This is a genomic window from Kolteria novifilia (assembly GCA_007748055.1).
GTDB lineage: Bacteria > Planctomycetota > Planctomycetia > Kolteriales > Kolteriaceae > Kolteria > Kolteria novifilia.
Window position 1 is genome coordinate 6627990 of record CP036279.1, and the last position, 22888, is coordinate 6650877.

Consider the following 22888-nt stretch of genomic DNA (forward strand, 5'->3'; position numbering starts at 1 on the left):
CCAACGGCCCGTTGATCTATTCGCCGCCGGGAGAATACGGGGATCGTTTGACCTTCCACGCGGACCAGGTCACAATGGCACGCCGAACCGCCGGTTCACGAGAGAGCCACGCTCGACGCGCGAACCATCCACCCTGCCCGAACGAGGAACCACGAACCGATGCGCGCCCCCGTCACTCGTTTCCCCCAACACCGATTCCCCCACCAAACCCCAACATGGGTCGGCTTGATCGCGGTGGCATTTCTCGCCCTTGGTGCCCACGACGCTCTGGGCGCCGAGGAGGTCGAACACCCGAACGTCTTGCTCATTCTGACCGACGACCAGGGTTGGGGAGATCTCGGCTCGCACGGCAACGAGGTGCTCGAGACGCCGGTGCTCGACAAGCTCGCCGCCGAAGGGGTGACCTTCGATCGCTTCTACGTCTCGCCCGTCTGCGCCCCGACCCGCGCGAGCGTCCTGACCGGCCGCTACCACGCGCGCACCGGTGTCAGCGGGGTGACGCACGGGCTCGAGGTGATGAACGCCGAGGAGGTGACGATCGCCGAGTTGCTCGGCAAGGCGGGTTACGCCACCGGCTGCTTTGGCAAGTGGCACAACGGCTCGCACTATCCCTTTCACCCCAACGGCCAGGGCTTCGAGGAGTTCGTCGGCTTCTGCGCGGGCCACTGGACGCTCTACTTCGACACCCAGCTCGAGCACAACGGCAACGAATTTAAGAGCCGGGGCTACATCAGCGACGTCCTGACCGACCGCGCGATCGGCTTCATGGAGGCCAACCGCGAGAAGCCGTTTCTCTGCTACGTGCCGTACAACGCGCCCCATTCGCCTTTCCAGGTTCCCGACACGCCTTACGACAAGTACCGGCTCAAGGGGCTCGATCCCGAGCTCGCGACCGTCTACGGGATGGTGGAGAACCTCGACCACAACATCGGCCGGATGCTTTCGACGCTGGACGACCTCGGCCTGCGGGAGAAGACGATCGTCATCTTCCTGACCGACAACGGTCCCAACACGAAGCGTTACAACGGCGGCATGCTCGGTCGCAAGGGCTCGACCGACGAAGGGGGGGTGCGGGTGCCGTGCATCATCTCGTGGCCTGGGCACTTGAAGCCGCGTCGGGTCGAACCGCTGGCGGCGCACATCGACCTGTTGCCGACGATCATGCAACTCTGCCACGTCGCGGTTCCCTCGTCGCTGAAGCTCGACGGCGTGAGCCTGGTGCCGTTGCTCGAGGGGAAGACCGAGGGCTGGCCCGAGCGAACGCTCTTTCATCGCTACGCCCGACGGGGGAAGGACGACGCATCGATGGCGGTGCGGACGTCGCGGCACCGGATGTCGCGCAAGTCGAAGAAGCAGCCGTGGCGTCTCTACGACATGCACACCGATCCTGGCCAGAAGGAGAACATCGCCAAGGAGAATCCCGCGATCGTCGACCGTCTCGGCAAGGCGTACGCCGCGTGGGAGAAGGACGTGACCAAGGGGGGCTTTGGGCAGCGGCCGATCGAGGTCGGTCATTCGCAGTCGCCAGCGGTGAGCCTGCTCGCTCCCGAGGCCCAGATGAGCGGCTTGCACTTTCATGGCAAAACGGGCTGGGCCAACGACTGGCTCCAGGGGTTCACCAGCCCCGAGGCGACCGCGACGTGGCCGCTCGAGGTGGCCCATCCGGGAACGTATGACGTGACGATCTACTACACGTGTCCCGCGAAGGACGTCGGCAAAGTGGTCGAAGCTCGCGTGGGTGACGCGAATCTCGAGAAGCCAATCACCCGGGCCTTCGACCCCGAGGAGGTCCATGGCCCCAATCGCGTGGGCCGCAAGGAGGTCGGCGAGAAGAAGTGGGCCGCCCTGCCGATGGGAAGCGTCACGCTCCCGCGGGGCGAGACGAAGGTCGTTCTCTCCGTGGCCAAGCCCGCCACCGACGACTTCAGCGTCAAGCGCGTCGAGATCCGCAAGGTGAAGTGACGCCAGAGATTTTCAGTCCCCCCCTCGCCCTAGGGGGTGTACGGACTGTGGACATAGGTGGCGCTTGTTCGGAGAGATGGGTAACACCTTTTGGGTATCGTAAGCGACTTCTTCAGAAGGAGTCGAGCGATGCCTTGGAAGGTGGCGAGTGTGGAAACGATTCGTCGGGAGTTTGTGGAGTTGGCGTCGAAGGAGGGGGCGAACAGGTCGGAGCTTTGCCGTCGCTTCGGCATCTCGCGCAAGACTGGCTACAAGTGGCTGGCGAGGTACGAAGCTTCGGGCGGATCGGGGCTGGAGGACCGTTCGCGTCGTCCGGTTTCTTCTCCAGGGCGGACCAGCGAGGAGATGGAATCGGTGGTGCTGGCGGCTCACCGAGAGATGAATAGGTCATGGGGTGGTCGCAAGCTGCGTCAGCTCTTGCTTGACCGGGGAGTCTCGGGGGTACCCGCGGCGAGTACGATCACGGAGATTCTGAGGCGTCACGGGGAGTTGTCGCCTCGTGAGGAATCGACGTTGGGCCCCTATCAGCGGTTCGAGCGGGAGAGGCCCAACGAGCTATGGCAGATGGATTTCAAGGGTCACTTCGGACTTGCTGACGGGACGCGTTGTCATCCTCTGACGATGCTGGATGACCATTCCCGCTTCTCGCTGGTGATCGAAGCCTTCGGCAACGAGCGTGGCGAGACGGTTCGTGGTGCGTTGACGGCCGCGTTTCGCGTCTATGGCCTTCCCGAGGCGATGCTGATGGACAATGGTGCTCCGTGGGGCAACGACCGCGAGAGTCCTTGGACGCCGCTGACGGTGTGGCTATTGCGGTTGGGAGTGCAGGTGCTTCATGGCCGCCCGAGTCATCCTCAGACGCAGGGGAAGCTGGAGCGTTTTCACCAGAGTTTGAAGGCGGAAGTGCTGCAAGGAGGGCCGCTACGGGACCTTCAGCAATCGCAAGAGCGTTTTGATCGCTGGCGGTCGGTGTACAACTTCGAGCGTCCACACGAGTCGTTGGGGATGCGTCCACCGGGGGAGCGTTACGAGGCGAGTGCTCGTCGTTATCCGGAGGAGGTGCCTCCGTTGGAGTTCAGTCCGATCGACGAGATTCGCAAGGTTCAGCGTCGGGGCGAGTTCCATTTTCAGGGTCAGCAGTGGTACGTGAGCCAGGCGTTCTCTGGCGAGCACGTGGGACTCCGTCCGACGCTCGTCGATGGCGTGTGGGAAGTGTGGTTTGGACGAGTTTGGCTCGGTGAGCTGGACCAGTCGATCAGTGGTGAACGCCGACGGGTGGTCCGTCGGCGCCCGAGGGGATTGAACGAGGGATCCGGGGGTGGCACGGACTGCGGTCGCTGCGATCCCTCCGTCCGTTCCACCCCCGAAACCGAAGAAGAGGACGTGTTACCCATGTCCCCGGACACCTGTTACCCTTGACTCCGGCCCGTACAGGGGGGAATAAGGGGGGCTCTTCTTCCCTCCACCTGTAAGCCAGGCCATCGCCTGACGAGGCATTCGGGTTCGACCACCGTTCTTCCAGAGAAGGACGAGGGCGCCCTAAACGTAGGACAAGGAAGCCCCCCTCCAACTCCCCCTTGGATAAGGGGGAGCGTCAGATGGGCTCCCCTTGGATAAGGGGGAGCGTCAGATGGGCTCCCCTTGGACAAAGGGGGAGAGTCAGGCAATGGCCTGACCTACGAAGAACTGACCTACGAAGAACCCTACGTGCCGATGCGGGTGAAGAGACCGAGGGCGACGGGACCGAAGAGAAAGACCGGGATCCAGGCGGCCGAGAGCGGGTCGATGTAGCCGTGAGAGGCGAAATAGCCCGAGCAGGCGTCGATCACGAAAAAGAGCGCGCTGATGATCATCGACACGAAGATGCTTCGGTAGATGTTCTTACGCTCCCATTGCAACACGAAGGGAATGCCGATCAGCACCAACAGCAGGTTGAGGATCGGCTGCATCAAGCGGTTGTGGATGATGATGCGGACCTTGCGCGGGTCCTTGATCTCGCCGCGCTGCAATTCGGCCAAGAGTTCCCACGTTCCCGCGAACCCCATCCAGTTGCGCCGCCGGATCATATCGCCGAAGCTGATGTCGGTGAAGAGAAACGCGTTGCCGTCGGGGAGAATGCGGACCTTCTCCTCCTCCCCCTCGGCGGTCTTCTTGACGGTCGGCAACGGGTCGGGTTTGATGAGCAGCCAACCCCAACGCCCCGTCTTCTCATCCTGACGCCAATACGCCACCGAGGAACGAAGCTCGGGAGGATGCACCCCGAGTTCCAAGGGGAGCGTGACGTTGAACTTCTCAATCCGCTTGTCCTCGCGGTGGGCGGTCTCGCCTCGAATCAACACGTGGTCGCGGTCGAAGTGACTCGTCGGCAACAAATCCCTGTTGGCTTCGATATCCTCGTGCAGTCGCTGTAGGGGCTCGGAATAACGTGGCAGAATGAGCTCGCGGTTGATAACGCCAAAACCGATCATGCAGCCCGCCCCGAAGATGATCGGCACGAGCGCCCGCTTGGTCGGCACACCCGCCGCCAGCAGGGCGACGATCTCGTTGTGGCGATGCAGCGCGGCCAACGTCACCATCGCGGCAATCTGGGTAATGATGGGCGAGAGGCGGTTGTAGTACTCGAACGAGTGCAGGACGTAGTACTTCGTCGCCCGGCGAACAAACGCGATCGTTCCGGCGTGGTCCTCAATGAACTCGTCGGCGTTCGAGAAGAGGTCGATCACGACATAGAGGCCGACCATACTCGAAAAACAGATCGCGTAGGCGATGACGAAGTTCGCGAAGAGATAGCGGTCCATGATCCGCATGGCGAAGGGATCCCGTCGAGAAATCGTTGAGCAAACCGCGGGGCACGTTGTCTGGTTTGGGGGCCGTATAACGTCCCAGGCGGAACGGCTCAACCCCACTCCGTATCGACTTGTGCGAGTGGCTTCACCACCGATTCCCTTTGGACGAATGTTCACTCTCGGGTACCGGAGCGCGCAAGAAGTCGCGGACGGTGGTCGAACTCCGGGGACAGAGGGTTAACGCCGGAAGAGAGTCTTGCCCCGAGACTTCCAGTAGCCATCCCAGAACTCCCATGTTGATCAGGATCGAATGTTGCCACCACACCGTTCACCGAAAGGACGGGGATGCCCATTCACGCCAGTCGATCCATGGAGATTCGTGGTAGAGTGGCATGAACGTGGCACGCTCCCCTGGGGAGTCCTTGCGGCGGGGATAGATACTGAACCCACGGGACCTGAGCCATCGACGTGCGTTGGGCGTTTCGCTACCTTTGGATCCTCTTGTCGATTGGCGTCGTCGGCGGCGGCTGCGCCAAGGGAACGCGCGAAGTCGTCCTCAAGCACACCAACGGCCAGATCAAATCGCGCGGCAAGTTCAAGGACGGCCTCGCCACCGGCCCCTTCGTCTTCTGGTACCCCTCGGGCGTGAAGGAGTCCGAAGGCCTCTACGAGGGCGGCGAGCAGACCGGCCGCTGGGTCTACTTTCACCCCTCCGGTAGCAAGGCCCGCGAGGGCGAATTCGCCGACGGCCTGCAAGAGGGGGTCTGGATCGACTGGCACCCCAATGGCCAAAAGGCGCTCTCCGAGGAGTTGCGTGCCGGCAAACGCGAGGGCTTGGTCCTCGCGTGGGACGCCGAGGGGAATCTGCTCTTCCGCGAGACCTACGCCGACGATCAACTCGAGGGATCGGCGACATACTACCATGCCGAGGGGGGAACCAAGGCGGAAGGGAGCTACCGGAGCGGGTTGCCCCACGGGCCGTGGAGCTACTTTCACGAGAATGGTGAACGGGAGGCCGAGGGGAATTTCGACCAAGGCGACCGCGTCGGCCCATGGGTCTTCTGGCATCCCAACGGGGAGAAGCGGCAGGAGGGAAACTACGCCGACGGTCTCCCCGACGGGGTTTGGGCTCGGTGGTACGACAGCGGGGTGCGTCAAGATCGTGTCACCTACCGCCAGGGCCGTCGCGATGGCCCATTCATCGCGTGGGGCCCGACGGGGATCAAGCTTGAGGAGGGTTCGATCGTCGACGAAGCGGTCTATGCCGAGACCTCCGAGGAGAACTCCACGGCCGCCGCCGACCCGACCAGTTCCGACGAGGGGCGTCCCGAGATGGGACGTTCGCGGGACCGCTTCAGCGGCCAGATCAAGACGTGGCTCGGAGGGGGCCGGTCAATGGTCAGCAACTTCCAAGGCGGCAAGCTTCACGGCCCGCGCCGACTGCTCGACGCGGATGGCAAGGTTGTCTCGGAGGACTACTTCCGGGATGGGGAGTTGGTGCGCGGAGCGGGGAGATGAGTTTCCGCCGGCAACGGTGATGGAGGGTCGAGGTTGACCCGACGAAGCTGACAATCGTCGCGAGGACACTGGCCTGGCAAGCAGCCCGTGGCATCCTGGAGAGAGTCCGGGAACATCAGCATGCCCACGCAAGAGTGGGTATGGCCCCAAGGTGCCAAGGCATAGTGACCGGAAACGGGCACCCGGAGATGAAGGTGGATCAAGACCCACCCTACAAGATATTCCCAGCCCACGATGACGAAGAACGTTTGCTAGCGCTCCGAGACGGGCAAGTAGCGGCGTTTGGCGGGGCCGGTGTAGATCTGGCGCGGGCGGCCGATGCGGCGACCGGGGGTCTCGAGCATCTCCTTCCAGTGGGCGATCCAGCCGGGGAGCCGACCCATCGCGAACATGACGGTGAACATGTTCGTCGGAATGCCCAGGGCGCGGTAGATCACGCCGCTGTAGAAGTCGACGTTCGGGTAAAGGCGACGCTCGACGAAGTACTCGTCGGCCAGCGCCACTTCCTCGAGTCGCTTGGCGATGTCCAAGAGCGCGTCGCCCTTTTTCATCTTCGAGAGGACCCGGTCGCAGCTCGCCTTGATGATGCGGGCGCGCGGATCGAAGTTCTTGTAGACCCGATGGCCGAAGCCCATCAGCCGAACGTTGCTCGACTTGTCCTTCGCCTTGGCGACGTACTTCTCGACATCGCCCCCCTCCTCGTGAATCCGCTGGAGCATTTTGACGACCGCTTCGTTGGCACCGCCGTGCAGCGGGCCCCACAGGGCACAGATGCCCGAGGCGATGGTGGCGAAGAGGTTGGTCTCGGCACTGCCGACAAGCCGAACCGTCGAGGTGCTACAGTTCTGCTCGTGGTCGGCGTGGAGAATGAGCATCAAGTCGAGGGCACGGGCCGCGTCGGGATCGACGACGAAGGGCTCCGAGGGACGCGCGAGCATCATCTGCAGGAGGTTCTCGGCGTAGCTGAGTCGGCTGTTGGGATAGACGTAAGGCTGGCCAAGTAGCTTCTTATAGCAGAAGGCGGCGATCGTCGGCATCTTCGCGAGGATCAGCGTGATCGTGTGGTCGATCTCTTCCTTGTTGTTGATATTGATCGAGTTGGGATAGAAGCTCGAAAGAGCCAGGCACATCGAGCCGAGAATCGCCATCGGATGCACCGTGGCCGGACAGGCATCGATGATCCGCTTCATGTCCTCGTGGATCATCGCTTGATTGGAGAGTTCGCTGGCGAAGTCGTCGAGCTCGGTATGGGTCGGGAGATGGCCGTTGATCAGCAGATAGGCCGTCTCGGGGAAACTCGACTTCTCGGCGAGTTCCTCGATCGGAATCCCGCGATAGCGAAGGATTCCCTTCTCGCCATCGATGAAGGTGATCTTGCTGGTGGTCGATCCGGTGTTGCCGTAGCCGGGATCGAGCGTGACCAACCCCATCTCGCCACGAAGCTGCGTGATATCGACACCGCGTTCTTCTTCGGTACCGGTCAACACCGGCATTTCCATGGACTGCCCATCGTAGGTCAACGTCGCCTTTTCGGGGTTGCTCATCAGGCGGGGCCTCGGCTCGTAGGGTTTCCAAACTGTCTCAGGGTCGCGATGCAGGTGATTCTATCCCATTTGGCGGCCGATCCAATCGTACCGCCGTCGAAAGGCGTCCGCGTCTCCATCATCCGATTGGCAAAGGCGTTACAGGCGGAATGCTTGGTGATTCACCGACTCGCCGGCGGCCACTCTCACCCCGCGCCGACCCCCGACACTTCGTCGCCCGGCGTATAATGAAGGGCACTTCTCATCCACCGACTCGGCCTTCCTTTCTCCCAGCGTCAAAGGAGGTACCACCATGTCTCGCGCCGAGGCAGCGGGCACGCGGAAGGGGCGTCGTGGCTCGACGCCTTCCTCCAAGAAACGTGCCAAGACCATATCGCAACACCTCATCGGCCGCCTTGAAGGCCTTGGACTGCGACACGTCTTCGGCATTCCCGGCGACTACGTACTCGGCTTCTACGAGGAACTTTGCGCCAGCTCGATCGACGTGATTGGGACGACTCGCGAGGACTGCGCGGGCTATGCCGCCGACGCGTACGCGCGGGTGGCGGGACTGGGAGCGTTGTGCGTGACGTACTGCGTCGGCGGACTGAGCGTCGTCAACTCGGTGGCCCAGGCCTACGCGGAGAAATCGCCGCTCCTGGTCATCAGCGGCTCCCCCGGGATGAACGAACGAGGCCGCAACGCGCTGCTCCATCACAAGGTGCGTGATTTCGAGACGCAGCGCGACATCTTCGAGAAGATCACCGTCGCGGGCGCCGTGCTGCACGATCCGCTGACCGCCTTCCGCGACACCGACCGCGTGATCGACGCGATTCTGCGCTACAAACGTCCGGGCTACCTCGAACTGCCGCGCGATCTGGTCGGGATGACGCCGCTCTTCGACCACGAGACCGCCAGCGAGAAGCCCACCAGCGATCAGGCCGAGTTGACCGAAGCGGTCGAGGAAGCGGGCCGCCGCTTGGGCCAGTCGAAGAGCCCCGCCATTCTCGTCGGCGTCGAGATCCATCGCTTCGGGCTTCAGGACGACGTCATCGCCTTCGCCGAGAAGCACAAGCTCCCCATGGCCAGCACTCTGCTCGGCAAGTCGGTCGTCCCCGAAAATCACCCGCTCTATGTCGGCGTTTACGAAGGGGCCTTGGGAAAGGAGACGCCGCGGCAAGTCGTCGAAGACTCCGACTGCTTGCTGATGCTCGGGACCTTCATCACCGACATCAATTTGGGGATCGACACCGCCAACCTCGACCCGAGGCACTGCCTGGTCGCGACCAGCGAAGACCTTCGGATCAGTCACCACCACTACCATTCGGTTCTTCTGGAGGACTTCGTGGGCGCGTTGTCGGAGCGGAAGATGACCATCGCGGCCCCCAAGCTCCCCGAACGGGCCAAGGCGGAAGCTTCCCCCTTCACCCCGGAACCCGACACCGCGGTGAGCGTTCGCCGGCTCTTCGAGAAGATCGACTCGATCTTGAGCGAGGAGATGGTGGTCATCTGCGACGTCGGCGACGCCCTCTTCGCCGGGGGCGATTTGACGGTCCGCAAACGCACGGAGTTCCTGAGTCCGGCTTACTACACCTCGATGGGATTCGCCATCCCCGCGGCGCTCGGCGCCAAGGCGGCCGACCCCGATTGCCGGCCAATCGTGATCGTCGGCGACGGGGCGTTCCAGATGACCGGCACGGAACTCTCGACGATCTTCCGGCTCGGGCAGAACCCGATCGTCTTCGTCCTCAACAACAAGGGATACACGACCGAACGGTTCATCAAGGATGGCTCGTTCAACGATATCGGGAACTGGAACTACCACCGGATCACGGAATTGATCGGCGGCGGCTGGGGCTTCGACGTCCGGACCGAGAAGGATCTGGAAAAGTCGGTCAGCGCGGCGCTCGCGAACCGAGACAGTTTCAGTTTGCTGAACATCCACCTCGATCCCTACGATCGCAGCGACGCTCTCGAACGGGTCGCGCGCAGGCTCGGGGCACGATTGGGGGTGGTTCCGCCGGAAGACGGCGCGAACGAATAAGTCGAAAGACCCATGGGAGATCGGATGCCACGGGAGCGCCAATTCGGCTCCCGCGCGAGTTCCCAGCGACGCCGCTTCGGAGCAAATGGTATCCGGCGCGGGCGAATCGTGGTATAGTCGAGGGAAGTGCCCCGAGTAGCATCAGGCGGGGCTTCGTCGCATTGACAGTCCTCGTTCCGCGCGAGCTACTCGGGCATGGTTGAGTCGCAAGGTTCTAGTTTCAAGACGGTTCGGTTGCCACGGGGCTCCTCCAGTCCCGCGATGGCTTCCCGTCTGGACGAAGCGCCGACGCAGATCAAGCCACAAGAGTCGATCGTCACCGATCGGCACGACCGCATGTCGAACATGGCGGCGGAGTTGCTCGGAACGACCCTCGATCATTTCGAGCTCCTCGACTCGATCGGCGCCGGCGGCATGGGCCAGGTCTTCCTCGCCCGCGACGACCGCCTCGACCGCTTGGTGGCGCTCAAGGTCCTCTCCCCCGACGGCTCGCAAGATGGCGAAGTCCTTCGGCGTTTCCAGCAGGAAGCCAAGGCGGCCGCCCGACTCGACAATCCCCACTTCGCGAGCGTCTACTACTTCGGCTCCGACAAGGGCCTTTGCTACATCGCGATGGAGTACGTCGAAGGGAACAACCTTCGGCGGCTGATCGCCCATCAGGGACGACTTCCCGTCCAGCTCGCGGTCAACATCGGCTTGCAGATGGCTCGCGGCTTGGCCCACGCGGCGGAGTTCGGCGTCGTCCACCGCGACATCAAACCCTCGAACATCATCCTCACGCCCAAGGGCCTCGCGAAGCTCGTCGACATGGGGCTGGCGCGAAACTACCTCTCGGCCTCGGGCAACTCGGCGTCGGGAGAGCTGACCCAGTCGGGAATGACGCTGGGAACCTTCGACTACATCTCTCCCGAACAGGCCCGCGACCCGCGCGTCGCCGACGTCCGTTCGGATATCTACTCGCTTGGATGCACCCTCTTCCACTCATTGACGGGTCGCCCGCCATTCCCCGAGGGAACGGCGCTGCAGAAGCTGCTTCAGCATCAGGGCAGTTCGGTGCCCGATCCGCGGGAACACTTGCCCGAGTTGGCCCAACCGATTGCCCGCGTCATCATGAAGATGATGGCGAAGGATCCCCGCGATCGATACCAGACGCCGGCCGACTTGATCCACGATTTTCGCGCCCTCTCGAGTATGTTTCACGTGACAGTACCCGAGGACTTCACCGAGCAGACGCCGATGGTCGTCGAACGGGGCTCGTGGGACCGGCATCTCTTTTGGGCCGTCCCCACGTTGCTCTTGCTGGGCGCGGTGAGCGTGATGAGCTTCTTCAACAGCGGCCAGTCGCTTGATTTACCGGAACGGCTCACCCGGCAACCGGAGCCCACGCCGAGCGTCCAAGGGGCGGCGGTGACAGGCGTCGCCAAGGATGACGCCGGGCGCGAACCCTCTTCCAAGACGGCGTCGACCGAGCGCCCCAATGCCGCGCCCAACGGCAATGGCAAGGCAACGACCACCAAAGTCGTCGAACGACCCGCCACCGAGACGATGCGCAAGGGTGGCGACGGCGATGGCCCCGTCTTTCCCGACGAGCCCGTCGTGGTGGCCTCCAACACCAACAAGCTGACGGTCAACCCGTCCGTCCCCGGAGGGACGCTCAAGTCGGTCTTCAAGAGCATCGCGACCGCGTGCGACGAGGCGGAATCGGGCATGACGATCGAGCTCGAGTCCAACGACGTGCTCGACGCGGCCAACGTCCTGATCGACGGCAAGGAATTGACGATCCGTCCCGCGAAGGGATACTCACCCGTCTTGCGACTCGATCCCCAGAAGGATCCCAGCGCCTCGACGTATCAGCTCTTCGTGATCGAGAACCGAGGTCGGCTCAACCTGGAAGAAGTCGATCTGATCGCCGAGGGCTTCCCCGACTCGGACGACTACCCCACCGTGGCGCTCTTCGAAGTCATGGGCGGCTCGCGCGTCGCGTGCCAAGATTGCGCCCTGGTGATGGGCGAGAACAGCCGAAACGCCCAGTTCCACGTCGTACGGAACGTCACCGCTCCGACGCGGGGACTCAACGACGACACGCGTCCCAACAACCGAGTCGAGTTCGATCGCTGCAATATTCGCTCGTCGGGAGGGCTGCTCGACGCCAGTCCGGAAGGGCTCTGGTCGATCCTCGTCCGGGAGTCCTTTATCGCCACCGCCGAGGCGGCGATCCTCGTCGAGGGCTGGTCCGAGGACTGGAAGGGTCCGGGGCCCAAGGCGTGTGACGTCGACTTCTCGAAGACTTCTTTTCGTCTGTGGGGATCGCTGATCAGTGTCACCGCCTTCGGCGAACAGCCGTTGCCCCCACGGCAAATCGAGGTGACCTCCAACGACTGCATCTTCATCGGCAATATGGACGAGCCCTTCCTCAAGTCGAGCGGAAACCACTCGCCGATGTCGCAACGTGAATCGATTCGCTGGAGTGGGACATCCAACCTAATCGCGGGCTTCACGACTCTCTTCCGATCGGGCGGAACCAACGTCGGCCAAATGGAAACGCCGCCGACCCAACTGAGCGGGGACGACTGGAAACGCTACTTCGAACTGAGTGCCGATAGCCACCAGATCAAGGAATACGCCCCCTTCGACAACTGGTCGGCGATGCCCTGGGAGGTGACGGTTCCGACCGAGCAGATGCTCCTACAGGCGGGGATCGTCGATGACGGCAAGACGCCGATGGTCGTCTCTCCCTCTTCGCTCCCGGACCTGCCGCGTCAACTCCTCTCGTCGCCGGAACGCTAGCCGCCGGTTGATCGGTTCGCTGCCAGCTACAAACGGCCCTCTTCAACGGGCTGCCAAGCCTCGTCGTCCCGCTGACGTGGAACGCTCCTTCGACACTTATTTGACTCTTTTCGCCTTCTCTTCATGCCTCGGGCGATCGCCACCATCGTGGACATTTCGCTGGACTTTCACTCGATCACGGAGCACGAGCAACCGCCGTGGCGACTCAAGGAAACGCCCGAGCGTCGTCGGAGCGACCAAATGCCTACCTCGAATGTGAAGAATCCATTTAGATCCGAGCGCTAGCCTTGTCGGCCCACACCACAGATCACTACACTTCGCCAATCTTATCGCACCTGTCCGATCGTCTTGCTCGGGACGAAGGGATTCGCCTCTCCGTTTCACAAGCCGAGCGCGAGCAACGGCTGTTCCCGTCAAACCAAGCGTGATCAGCGCCCTTTGCATGGGGCGGCGGCCCCTGGGCCCCTACTCAATGGAGTGATGGAGAATCCGAATGGGACGCTACTTCTCTCTCCCGCTACTACTCGTGTGTCTTTGCCCAAGTCTCGGACTGGGCGAGGAACAAGGGGTCGTTCGGGCAGCCTTCGACATCGGTTCGCAGAACACGAAACTTGTCGTGGTGCGCGTCGACCCGGCTCGGATGGAGATCCTCGAAGTCCTCTACCCCAACGGGAAGGAGGATGGGCAAATCCCCGTCCCCTACAACGAAGTGCTTCGCGCGAATCGAAACATGGAGAACCGGGACGTTTGTGACATCATCGATCGTGGGGTCGCCGCGATCAACAAGCTCAAGGAGTTCGCGACCCCCTTCAATCCCGTGGGGTACGTCGGTGTCGGCACTGCCTCGTTCCGCGAGGTCGGCCCACTGGGGCCGAAGGTCATCAAGGAGTTGAGCCGGCGGACCGACGTTCCCCTCGAACTCATTTCCTTCGCCAAGGAGGGCAAGCTCGAGTTCATCGCGGCGATCAAGGACTCCTGCGCGAGCGCCGATCGAGTCGTCACCTGGGACATCGGCAGCCTCGACATGCAGTTCAACATGCTCAAGCCCGGCCACCAAACGCTCGAGGATGTCCTCGTCGACGAATTGGAACTGGGAGCGATCGCGTTCAAACGCAAGTTGATCAAGCGGCTCGGCAAGCCGGGAGACACGCCCAACCCGCTCAACGGGGAGGAGATCGATCAGTCAATTGACTGGGTGGAGGAACTCGCGAGCAAGGTTCCCGAGGCGTTTCTCGACAAGCTCGCCGATCCGAACACCGTCGTGCTCGGTTCCGGCGGCGTCCATCGCTTCTGCGTACGTCTTCAAGCCATGAAGCCGGAAGACAAGGCATACAATCTCGGGATGGTGGAGCGAGCCCTGCAAAAGGTCGAGGGCATGAGCGATGGGCAAATCGACAGCCCCTTCGCGAACACCCAAGTCTCGAACTTGATCCTGGTGGCGGGCTTCATGGAGAAACTCCGCATTCGCCAGGTCGTTCCAAGTAAAGCCCACGTCGGACTCGGGGTCGCTCTCGACAACCGGCTATGGTCCCAGATTCACGAAACCGACCAGCTCGCCGCGACCTCTTCGACAACCGGGACCTCCGCGACCGATCCCTGCCCTAGCACCGCTTCCGCCGCTCCCTAGCGTCATGAATGCTTGGCTCCTTCGACAGAACGCTTCTGGGTGCCATGCTCACGCTCGCGTGGGCGTGTCGGAAACACTCTTGAGTGGGCATGTGGGAACCGCCTTTGATTTGGCATGATCCCTTCGTCATTCAGTAATCGAGCGAGAAGCGCGTCCCCCAGCCGACAAACTGTCCGGCCGTGTAGCCGCCAACGTCGGCGCGGTCTCGAATGCTGCCGAGGACATAGTTGACTTGCAGGCGCGAGTGCTCGTTGAGGTACCAGTTGGCCGCGAGCGTGACATTGTCTTCGACCCCGCCGAGAACGCCGCGATCGCTGAGATCGACGTGGGAATAGCGAACCGCCACTTCCCATGCCCCCTGGCCGAAGCATGGTCGTCCCCCTTCCCCGCGTACCAGGAAAAACCGCTCGTAGGGCTCCAGCGGCGCGAGGACGGCACGCTGTTTGTCATAGGGATGGTGCTCGCCCGTGATGAGGTACGCCACGAGCACGTACCAGCCGTCGAACGAGAGATTGCGGTCGGAGGACCGAAAGACCCAGGTCTTCAAGTACTCCGACATGATCGTGAGCGATCCGAGGTTGAGCCAGAACTCACCGCCGAGGGTGTCCCAGCCGGGCACGTCCGCGATCGAGCCGGTGTCGAGCCAAGGCTGACGCGTCCGCAACTCGGGCCAGGTGAAGAAACGCGCCTGATTGAGCGGAGGACCGGCCGCTTGCTGGCTGTTGTTGGCGGCCATGTTCGCGATCCCCAGGTGCCAATAGCCGCGACCGTGCGACGCCTCGTCGTACCAGAGCAGTCGCGTCAAGCGGGAGTTCAGGCTCCAGTTGGTGAAGAAGTCACCGGTGTACTCCCCATCGCCGGCGATGTCGTCGGTGAGGTAGACTCCCAGCGCGTGGGTCGAACGCTCATCGTCGTGGACGCCGTAGGAGACGATTCCGGAACGTCGCAGGTTCTCGTTGAAGGCATCGACGACGGTGGGACGCTCCATGAAGATCTCGTCACGGCTGCTGTTGAGGGCCGCGAGCCCCAGCGGGCGTTTCTGATTGCCCACGATGACCGTCGAAAGGACCGGCAACGAGTCTCGGGCGAGGTAGGCGTCGCGCAGCAGCACGTGGGACGGGTCGGCGAAGTCGATCTCGACGGCGAACCGGCTGGTCTGGGTGAGTTGCCCCTTCGCGCCGAGCCATAGGCGACGGAACAACCACCGGTCAGGGGGCGCGTTGCCCGTTGTCGGGTTGTCGATGAAGTCGACACCCCGCGTCGATTGGGGAAACCCGAGCCAGTCGATTTGCGTTCGCGCGATCAGCTCCACGCGTGGCTTCTCTTGCGGTGGCTCGGCGGCCGGGGCATCGGCTTGTTCGGCGCTCCACTTCGCGACCAACTCGTCAATGCGCTGGTTCCAACGCGGATCGGGACGCAGGGGCTCGGGACGCTCCTGGAACGTCTCCTCGGCATCCTCTTGGCGATCGCGCTCCTCGAGACGTTGCCGCAACTCGCTGACGGTCCGCTCGGCCGCCTCGAGTCGCTCGAGAAGGACCTTCATCTCGTCGCGAGTGACCGCCTCCTCCGAAGCAAGGGCAACGGGAGATACGCCGAGGACAAGCATGGCGCCGAGGAGCAACGTGGATCTCAAGCCGCCTCCTCCTTCCTCATGGCGTTCGCGAATTCGCCGACCTCCGGGCAGGCCGCGTCCTACTCTTGATCGTCGCGGCGCCATCACTTCGGGAAGACCGAGGGGCTGCCGACGGAGAATCGGACGCGTCACGCTGCCGATTGTGGTGGTCCTGACGGTTGTAGGAGTTCGACCGAAGGCCCGTGGCGCCAGCGATGCAGACTCTTTATCGGGGAAATCGCGGGCCGACGGTGTCCAGTCGGGAACCAATCAACTAGTCTTGCCAATGCGGTGTGGTGGGCACACGTCCCCGTCCACCCGCCGGTGAGGTGTCGCGGCAGGAGCGGTTGGGAGTCTCCTCCGCGTTGATCGCGACGGCAACGCCACCCGAGGAACCATGCTTTCGATCGTCGACAAGGTATTGTTGCTCAAACGCGTCGAGCTGTTTCGCGACTTGCCGGGCGAGGAAGTGGCGCGGATCGCCGAGATCGCCGAGGAGATCCGCTACCCGCCCGAAGCGGTGATTCTCGAACAGGGATCGACCGACGATTGCCGCCTCGACTGCATCATCCAGGGCGAGGTGCTTGTCCAAGTCGATGGTCGCCGGGTCTCCCGGCTGCATCGCGGCGACTGTTTCGGCGAGTTGAGCCTCATCGACTCCGAACCGCGCAGCGCCACGATCATCGCCGAAACCGAGGTCGTGATCCTACGCTTGAGCCGGGAAATCTTCCTCAACTTGCTCGAGGACCGCTTCGAGATCGCGCGCGGGCTTATCGTCACCCTGGTGCGCCGACTCCGGGTGACCTACCGGCAGTTTCAGACGACCGGAGAGATTCTCCCCGGATCGGTCGTGGGCGTTACCGAGTCGTGACGGGGCTCGCTCCGCCACGCCCATCGTCGTCCGCCCGATGCGCGATGGGACTAGGGAAACCCAAAGGGGCAGGCCGTCGGGATACTGATCGATGACCCGCTTTCTCGAGCGTCTCTTTCAAATCCGGCAACGCGACGTCCTCAAGGTCCTGCTGCTACAGTGGTTCGCCTTCGGGTCGACCGGCGCCTACATCGTCGGCCGGACGATCGGTGACAGTCTCTTCCTGAGCGAGGCCGGTCCGGAGTGGCTGCCCGAGCTGATCGTTCTCTCCTCGTTCGTCGTCGTCGCGGCCGCCCTATTCAACACCCGCTGCGTCGCTTCATGCCGACTGATCAGTGTCATCCGGGTGACGCTCGTGCTGATGGCGATCTCGTCGGTGGCGCTGCGCGAGCTGTTGGTAAGCGGCAGCGGCGGCCTCCTCGTGGTCAGTCTCGTCTACATCGCCGCCGAGATTCGCGGCGCGTTGAGTTCGGTCCAGTTCGCGACCCTGGTCAACGAGGTCTTCGACAGCGGCGAGCCGAAACGCGTCTTTGGCTTCATTCCGCTCGGGGCGACGCTCGCCGGCATCATCATCGGCTCAAGCATCGAAGGCATGGTCGACACCTTCGGTTCGATCAACCTTCTCTTCGTCATCGCGGGCATCGAGCTGACGATGCTCATCCCGCTGGCCCTGCTTGGAAAGCAAACCGGCCCGTCACCGCGGGTCAGCCCCGGTCCGAGGAAGTCGGCGTCGGCCTCGATGGTGGCCGACATCCTCACCGTGATGCGCACGCGCTACGCCCGAAGCATGGCCTTCCTGATCGCCGCGACGGTCATGGTCGGCGTCATCGTTCAGTTCCAATGGAAGACTTCGGCGGCGTACTACTTCGACGACGACGCCAACGAGCTGACGACGTACTTCGGGATCTACTACGGCGTGGTCGGCGTCCTCACCGGGCTGACGCAGCTCTTCTTCAGCGGACGGGTATTGCGGCGATTCCACCTCATCGTCTCGCTACTCTTGTTTCCCTCGGCCCTGGTCGGCGCCATGGCGACCATCCTGATCTCCTCGCGCGAGGTCGTCCTGCTTTGGGCGGCGACGCTGGCCCGCGGCTGCGACGTCCTCAAACGGACCGTCAACGAACCCGCCATCCAGCTCCTCTATTGGCCACTGCCTTCGGTCGTGCGTCGCCAGACGATCTCCCTGGTCGGGGGCATCGTCAAGCCGTTGGCCGAGGCGACCTCGGGCATGATGATCCTCGGACTGACGAACATCATCAGCGCCCGTGATCTCTCCTACGTCGCGTTCGGTCTGTTGGCGTACTGGATCTACCAAGCGACGCGTTGCCGCAAGCTCTACCTCGAAACCTTGAGCCGATCGATTCGCGCCCATCGCCTCGAGTTGGACGGTCAGGAATTCCTGCTAAGCGCCTCGATGCTCTCCCAAGTTCGCGAACGGATGGGAAGCGACCAGGACGCCGATATCCACGCCTGCCTCGATCTACTCGAGGAAGGAAAGGTCACCGACTTCGAACCGACCCTGATCGCGGTCCTCGGGCGCGCGAATCCCGACCTGCGGCGGCGAGCGGTCAATCTCCTGGGGCTCACGCGGAGCAAGCGCCACGCCGACAACGTACGTCCTCTGCTAAAGGATCCCGACGTGTCGGTTCGCGCGGCCGCGGTCAAGGCCTACCGCCGGATGATGGGACAGCACGCTCAGAAAGAACTTCGCAAGATGACCAACGATCCCGATGTCGAGGTCCGGGGCGAAGTGATGGCCAATTTGGTCAAGGCGGTCGGCTGGAAGAAGAGCCAGTTCAGCATCAAGGACCTACGCAAGTTGGTCCGCGCCAAGGACGAGCGCACCAAACTGGTCGGGCTCAACGTCATTGAGGAGATCTACCAGCCCTCAATGGAAACGCTGCTGACCGAAGCGCTACACGACGAGAGCTTTCGGGTCGTTCGTCGCGCGATCGACGTCGTCGGCCACCTTCGCAACGAGACCTTTGTCGATCACCTCATCGACTTGCTTCGTCAACCGACCACCGCGACGCCCGCCGTGCATGCGTTGGCCTGCTATGGGAAGAAGGTCATTCCCCACCTGACCCGCCGTTTGAGCGACCCGCGCTATCCGGCCACGATTCGGGCGGAGACATGCCGCGTCCTCAAACGCATCCCCTGCAAGCAGAGTCTCGCGGCGCTGCTCGGCGCGATCGAAGATGAGAGTGAGGAGGTCCGCGATGAAGCCATCTCGGCGACGCGACGTATCTTCGCCGTCAGGCAGATCACGCTCGCCCAACCAGTCAGCGACCGGCTCGCGAAACTCTATCACCAGGAGATTCACTCCTACTTTCAGCAGTTGCTCGACATCCACACGATCGAGTCGTTCGACGATCCGGGACTCCTCTCCGAAGCCCTTCGACACGCGGCGACCAAGTCCGTCGATCGGGTCCTGCACCTGCTCGCCATTCGTCACCCCGAGGGCGACTTCGAGACGATCGCACTAAGCCTTCGCAGTCCCTCGTCTCGACTGCGAGCAATGGGACGCGAGCTACTGGATCACACCGTCGACGACGAAAACAGGCTCCCGGTGCTGACGATGCTCTCGGATCTTCGCTGCGAGGAGAAGCTCCTTGTCGGTCGCGACTACTTCCGGCTCGAGGAGAAGTCGGTCGAACTGCTCTTGCACTCGCTGCTCCACTCCCCCAACGAATGGATCCGCGCCGCGACGCTCTATCACCTTCGGCAAGGCCGGTCCTCCCGGCTCCTCGATGACATTGTCGCGTCACTGGCCGATGCGTCGTTGATGGTGCGTCAGGCGGCGCTGCAAGCATTGCTGATCATGAGAAACCGACCTAAAAACAAAGACATTCGGACGATTCTGAAGAACAATGGGGACACCAAGCTCCTGGCGTTCCTCGAGTCGGGCTCCGCGAGCGAGCCCGAGCCATGCCCAGCACCGGCCACGCCCGGCGAGGGAAACGACGAACCAACTTAGAACGGAATGGAAATGAGAGCCACCATGAACCGCACGCTCACGATCGTGGGACTGAGCTACTGTCTACTTCACCTCTCCTTGAGCACCGCGATCTCCGCTCCGCCCGACGCCAACTACGACGAGGCGAAGGTTCCCGAGTACACGCTGCCCGATCCGCTGGTCGCGGCCGACGGCGCGAGCGTCGACGACCCGGCCGAATGGATCTCCAAGCGACGGCCGGAAATTCTCGAACTCTTCAAAACCCACGTCTACGGCCGTTCGCCCGACGCGCCCAAGAGGCTTCAGTACGAACTCACCTCCATCGACCGCCAAGCCCTGGGTGGAAAGGCGACCCGCAAGGAGATCGCCATCAAACTGGGAGACGCTCCCAACGCCCCGAGTATGAACCTGTTGCTCTACCTCCCCAATGACGTCTCCAAGCCGGTGCCGGTTTTCCTCGGCCTCAACTTCAAGGGCAATCACACCATCCATTCGGATCCCGGGATCACCCTCTCGGAAGTTTGGTCGCGTCCTTCGAAGGGCCGCGCCGGCGAGAAGAAGCGAGGCAGCGAAAAGTCGCGCGGCACCAGCGCTTCTCGCTGGCCGGTCGAGACGATCATCGACCGAGGCTACGGACTCGGAACGATCTATTACGGCGACATCGATCCCGATTTCCATGACGGCTTCAAGAACGGCGTTCATCCTCATCACGACAAGCACGAGAGCGCCGAACGGCCTGCCGACGCGTGGGGATCGATCGCGGCGTGGGCCTGGGGACTCAGTCGCGCGATGGACTACTTCGAACGCGACGACGACGTCGACCAGAAGAAGGTCGCCGTGCTCGGCCACTCCCGATTGGGAAAGACCTCCCTCTGGGCGGGAGCGACCGACCCGCGCTTCGCGCTGGTGATCTCCAATGACTCCGGTTGCGGCGGCGCGGCGCTCAGTCGGCGACGCTTCGGCGAGAAGGTCAAACGCATCAACACGTCGTTCCCGCATTGGTTCTGTGGCAACTTCGACAAGTACAACGACAACGAAGCCGCTCTACCGGTCGATCAACACATGCTCATCGCGCTGATCGCGCCCCGCCCGGTCTACATCGCCAGCGCGGCGGAGGACCAGTGGGCCGATCCACGTGGCGAGTTCCTCTCCGGACTCCACGCCGATCCGGTCTATCGGTTGCTGGGCACCGACGGCATCGCGACCAAGGAGATGCCGAAGGTCGATCAACCGAGCCATTCGGCGATCTCCTACCACGTGCGCACGGGCAAGCACGATCTGACCGCGTTCGACTGGGGGCAGTACCTCGATCGGGCCGATACCATCTTCCAGGGCTCGGCGACCCCGGCGAAGTAGCCCGCCTTTCCGGTCACTCCTTATCGGGGTGACACTCACCGGAGAGCCCCCGTCGCCGAAGCATCCCACGTTTGGTTCGCCGTGGCGAGTGCCGTAGAACCTCTCGGTGCGGTTGTCGGGACGTCTCTTCCCCGGCCGTGCCGTGACGACGAATGTTCGCGACGGAAGAGTAGATGCACACCGCGGGAATGATACTTGCCGGACTCGGGCTCTTCTTTCTTGGGATGCGCCTGATCGGCGACAATCTGAAGAAGGCGAGTGGGCAACGGTTCCGCGAGTTCCTGGCGAAGTTGACCGGCAACATCTGGGCGTCATCACTCGCCGGCCTCTTCGCGGGCGCCCTGCTTCAGTCGAGTTCGGCCATCGTCCTGATCATGGCCAACATGCAAGCGGCGGGACTGATCGCCGTCCGCGGCGCTTTGCCGATCATCGCCTGGAGCAATGTCGGGGCGACGGTCCTCCCCTTCGTCGTCGCCTTGGACATCGAGACGGAAATCTTCTTCGTCATCGGCGTCGCCGGCATCCTGAGAGCCTTCATCAAGAAGGACCGCTACACGACCGGTCTCGGCGTCGTCCTGGGGGTCGGACTGGTCCTCTACGGCCTCTACGTCATGGAAACCGGCGCCGAACCACTCGGCAAGTCCGACAGTGTCCGCGAGCTGATTCAGCAGTTCGCGTCGTATCCGCTCTTCGCCTTCGTCCTCGGCGCCGCGCTCTCGTTCATCACGCAGTCGAAGTCGGCCGGAGTGATGATCACGATGACCTTCGCCGCCGCGGGATTGGTCGAGGTGGGCCCCGCCGCGTTCGTCGTTTGCGGGGTGCAGATCGGATCGAGCCTGACGCGTCGCATCACCGGCGCGACCGTCAAGGGATCGGCGCGACGGCTGTTGCTCTTCCAAGACATTCTCTGCGGCGCCGGAGCCTTCGTCTTCTTCGTCCTCTTTTACGTCGAACAAGTCGCCGGAATCCCACTCTTGTTGGCGACCCTGATCGACTTCACACCCGATGTCGAGACGATTCTTTCGCTCGTCAATCTGATCATCAACCTCAGCACCGCGCTCGTCTCGTTCGTCCTAGTCGTCCCGATGGCGCTACTCGTCGAGAAACTCTGCCCCACCACCGAAGAGGAAGAGGCGGCGGCTCCCAAGTACCTACAGTGGAACGCGCTTTCGGATCCTCCGGCGGCCCTCGACTTGTTGCGATTGGAGCAGGGACGTCTGCTCGACACCATCAGCGCCTACGCGGACATCCTCAACGAGGACCGCAACGGGCGTCACATGAAGGTCGTCGAGCGCTACGTCATCATTCGCGACCTCACCGAGCAGATTGAGACCTTCCTGAACTCGATCGATCACCACCAGTTCACCCCGGCCGACATGCGACGATTCTCGCTCGCCCAGAACAAGATGGTCGCCATCAACAGCATCGAGGAAACGGCGCGGATCTTGATCGAGGAACTCTCGAAGGATGCCGAGGTCGCGGAACTCGAGCCGGTGGTCGACCACATCCGCGACTCGCTCAAGCGTCTGATCACCGTCATGACCAACGCCACAATGGATCTCGAGTCGGACGCCAATCAGCGACTCCTGGAGCTGACCGCCGATCGGGGGCCGCTGATGCGACAGATCAAACGCGCCTTCGCCGAAGCGGTCTCGGGCGAGAACGAGGAGATCCGCGCCCAATTCTTCAACCTGGCCACCAACTTCGAACGGCTGATTTGGTCGGCGCAGCGCTACGCCAAGCTCATCGCCCGCGAAAGCCGTAGTTCGACCATGGAAGCGACCTTCCTCCAGACCATCTCAAGCGCCTTCGGCGGTTCGACCACGCCCGGCAAGAGTCCGTAGCT

12 protein-coding genes and 1 pseudogene are annotated in these 22888 nt (G+C 62.8%); 10 read left to right on the forward strand and 3 right to left on the reverse strand.

Annotated elements, in window-relative coordinates; genetic code table 11:
* The first annotated feature begins 159 nt into the window (after positions 1-159).
* Positions 160-1962: an arylsulfatase gene (locus Pan216_RS24380; protein ID WP_145262266.1), complete on the forward strand. Its 1803-nt coding sequence runs from the start codon at positions 160-162 to the stop codon at positions 1960-1962.
* Positions 1963-2091: 129 nt separating this feature from the next.
* Positions 2092-3210 (forward strand): annotated as a pseudogene (locus Pan216_RS24385) (IS481 family transposase); the annotation flags it as partial.
* 455 nt (positions 3211-3665) lie between these two features.
* Here the strand turns inward: Pan216_RS24385 and Pan216_RS24390 are convergent.
* Entirely contained in the window at positions 3666-4769 is a 1104-nt protein-coding gene (locus Pan216_RS24390) for an LptF/LptG family permease (RefSeq protein ID WP_145262268.1), read from the reverse strand.
* 447 nt (positions 4770-5216) lie between these two features.
* Between Pan216_RS24390 and Pan216_RS24395 the strand changes: the two genes are divergently transcribed.
* Positions 5217-6266 (forward strand): toxin-antitoxin system YwqK family antitoxin, encoded by a 1050-nt coding sequence (locus Pan216_RS24395; RefSeq protein ID WP_145262270.1) that lies wholly within the window; start codon positions 5217-5219, stop codon positions 6264-6266.
* Between the two features lie 251 nt (positions 6267-6517).
* Here the strand turns inward: Pan216_RS24395 and Pan216_RS24400 are convergent, their stop codons facing one another.
* The gene (locus tag Pan216_RS24400; RefSeq protein ID WP_145262271.1) at positions 6518-7810 is read right to left on the reverse strand and encodes a citrate synthase; all 1293 of its coding nucleotides are present in this window, start codon (positions 7808-7810) and stop codon (positions 6518-6520) included.
* Positions 7811-8102: 292 nt separating this feature from the next.
* Between Pan216_RS24400 and Pan216_RS24405 the strand changes: the two genes are divergently transcribed.
* The 3 genes from Pan216_RS24405 (at position 8103) to Pan216_RS24415 (ending at position 14247) form a co-directional block, all read left to right on the forward strand.
* A complete protein-coding gene (locus tag Pan216_RS24405) occupies positions 8103-9833 on the forward strand; it encodes an alpha-keto acid decarboxylase family protein (protein ID WP_145262273.1) in 1731 nt (576 codons plus the stop codon).
* A gap of 261 nt (positions 9834-10094) precedes the next feature.
* Positions 10095-12620 carry a serine/threonine protein kinase gene (locus Pan216_RS24410; RefSeq protein ID WP_419192937.1) on the forward strand — a complete coding sequence of 842 codons (2526 nt, stop codon included), beginning with the start codon at positions 10095-10097 and terminating at the stop codon, positions 12618-12620.
* A gap of 493 nt (positions 12621-13113) precedes the next feature.
* The gene (locus Pan216_RS24415) at positions 13114-14247 is read left to right on the forward strand and encodes a Ppx/GppA phosphatase family protein (protein ID WP_145262277.1); all 1134 of its coding nucleotides are present in this window, start codon (positions 13114-13116) and stop codon (positions 14245-14247) included.
* Positions 14248-14377: 130 nt separating this feature from the next.
* On the opposite strand, the gene Pan216_RS24420 is transcribed toward Pan216_RS24415, so the two are convergent.
* Positions 14378-15880 carry an OprO/OprP family phosphate-selective porin gene (locus Pan216_RS24420; RefSeq protein ID WP_419192938.1) on the reverse strand — a complete coding sequence of 501 codons (1503 nt, stop codon included), beginning with the start codon at positions 15878-15880 and terminating at the stop codon, positions 14378-14380.
* A 376-nt stretch (positions 15881-16256) separates the two neighbouring features.
* Between Pan216_RS24420 and Pan216_RS24425 the strand changes: the two genes are divergently transcribed.
* The 4 genes from Pan216_RS24425 to Pan216_RS24440 all read left to right on the forward strand — a co-directional run bounded on the left by Pan216_RS24425 (position 16257) and on the right by Pan216_RS24440 (position 22886).
* The gene (locus Pan216_RS24425; protein WP_145262280.1) at positions 16257-16730 is read left to right on the forward strand and encodes a Crp/Fnr family transcriptional regulator; all 474 of its coding nucleotides are present in this window, start codon (positions 16257-16259) and stop codon (positions 16728-16730) included.
* 91 nt (positions 16731-16821) lie between these two features.
* Positions 16822-19707, forward strand: coding sequence for an Npt1/Npt2 family nucleotide transporter (locus tag Pan216_RS24430; protein WP_145262282.1), 2886 nt, complete (start codon positions 16822-16824; stop codon positions 19705-19707).
* Positions 19708-19719: 12 nt separating this feature from the next.
* A complete protein-coding gene (locus tag Pan216_RS24435; RefSeq protein WP_473092393.1) occupies positions 19720-21042 on the forward strand; it encodes a glucuronyl esterase domain-containing protein in 1323 nt (440 codons plus the stop codon).
* A 173-nt stretch (positions 21043-21215) separates the two neighbouring features.
* On the forward strand, positions 21216-22886 hold the full coding sequence (locus Pan216_RS24440; RefSeq protein WP_145262286.1) for a Na/Pi cotransporter family protein: 1671 nt from the start codon (positions 21216-21218) through the stop codon (positions 22884-22886).
* The last annotated feature ends 2 nt before the right edge of the window (positions 22887-22888 follow it).

Coding starts and splice junctions, on each gene's coding strand:
- Pan216_RS24425 (WP_145262280.1), top strand. CDS start 16,257: ATGCTTTCGATCGTCGACAAGGTATTGTTGCTCAAACGCGTCGAGCTG.
- Pan216_RS24380 (WP_145262266.1), top strand. CDS start 160: ATGCGCGCCCCCGTCACTCGTTTCCCCCAACACCGATTCCCCCACCAA.
- Pan216_RS24430 (WP_145262282.1), top strand. CDS start 16,822: ATGACCCGCTTTCTCGAGCGTCTCTTTCAAATCCGGCAACGCGACGTC.
- Pan216_RS24410 (WP_419192937.1), top strand. CDS start 10,095: ATGGCTTCCCGTCTGGACGAAGCGCCGACGCAGATCAAGCCACAAGAG.
- Pan216_RS24390 (WP_145262268.1), bottom strand. CDS start 4,769: ATGCGGATCATGGACCGCTATCTCTTCGCGAACTTCGTCATCGCCTAC.
- Pan216_RS24440 (WP_145262286.1), top strand. CDS start 21,216: ATGCACACCGCGGGAATGATACTTGCCGGACTCGGGCTCTTCTTTCTT.
- Pan216_RS24405 (WP_145262273.1), top strand. CDS start 8,103: ATGTCTCGCGCCGAGGCAGCGGGCACGCGGAAGGGGCGTCGTGGCTCG.
- Pan216_RS24400 (WP_145262271.1), bottom strand. CDS start 7,810: ATGAGCAACCCCGAAAAGGCGACGTTGACCTACGATGGGCAGTCCATG.
- Pan216_RS24435 (WP_473092393.1), top strand. CDS start 19,720: ATGAGAGCCACCATGAACCGCACGCTCACGATCGTGGGACTGAGCTAC.
- Pan216_RS24415 (WP_145262277.1), top strand. CDS start 13,114: ATGGGACGCTACTTCTCTCTCCCGCTACTACTCGTGTGTCTTTGCCCA.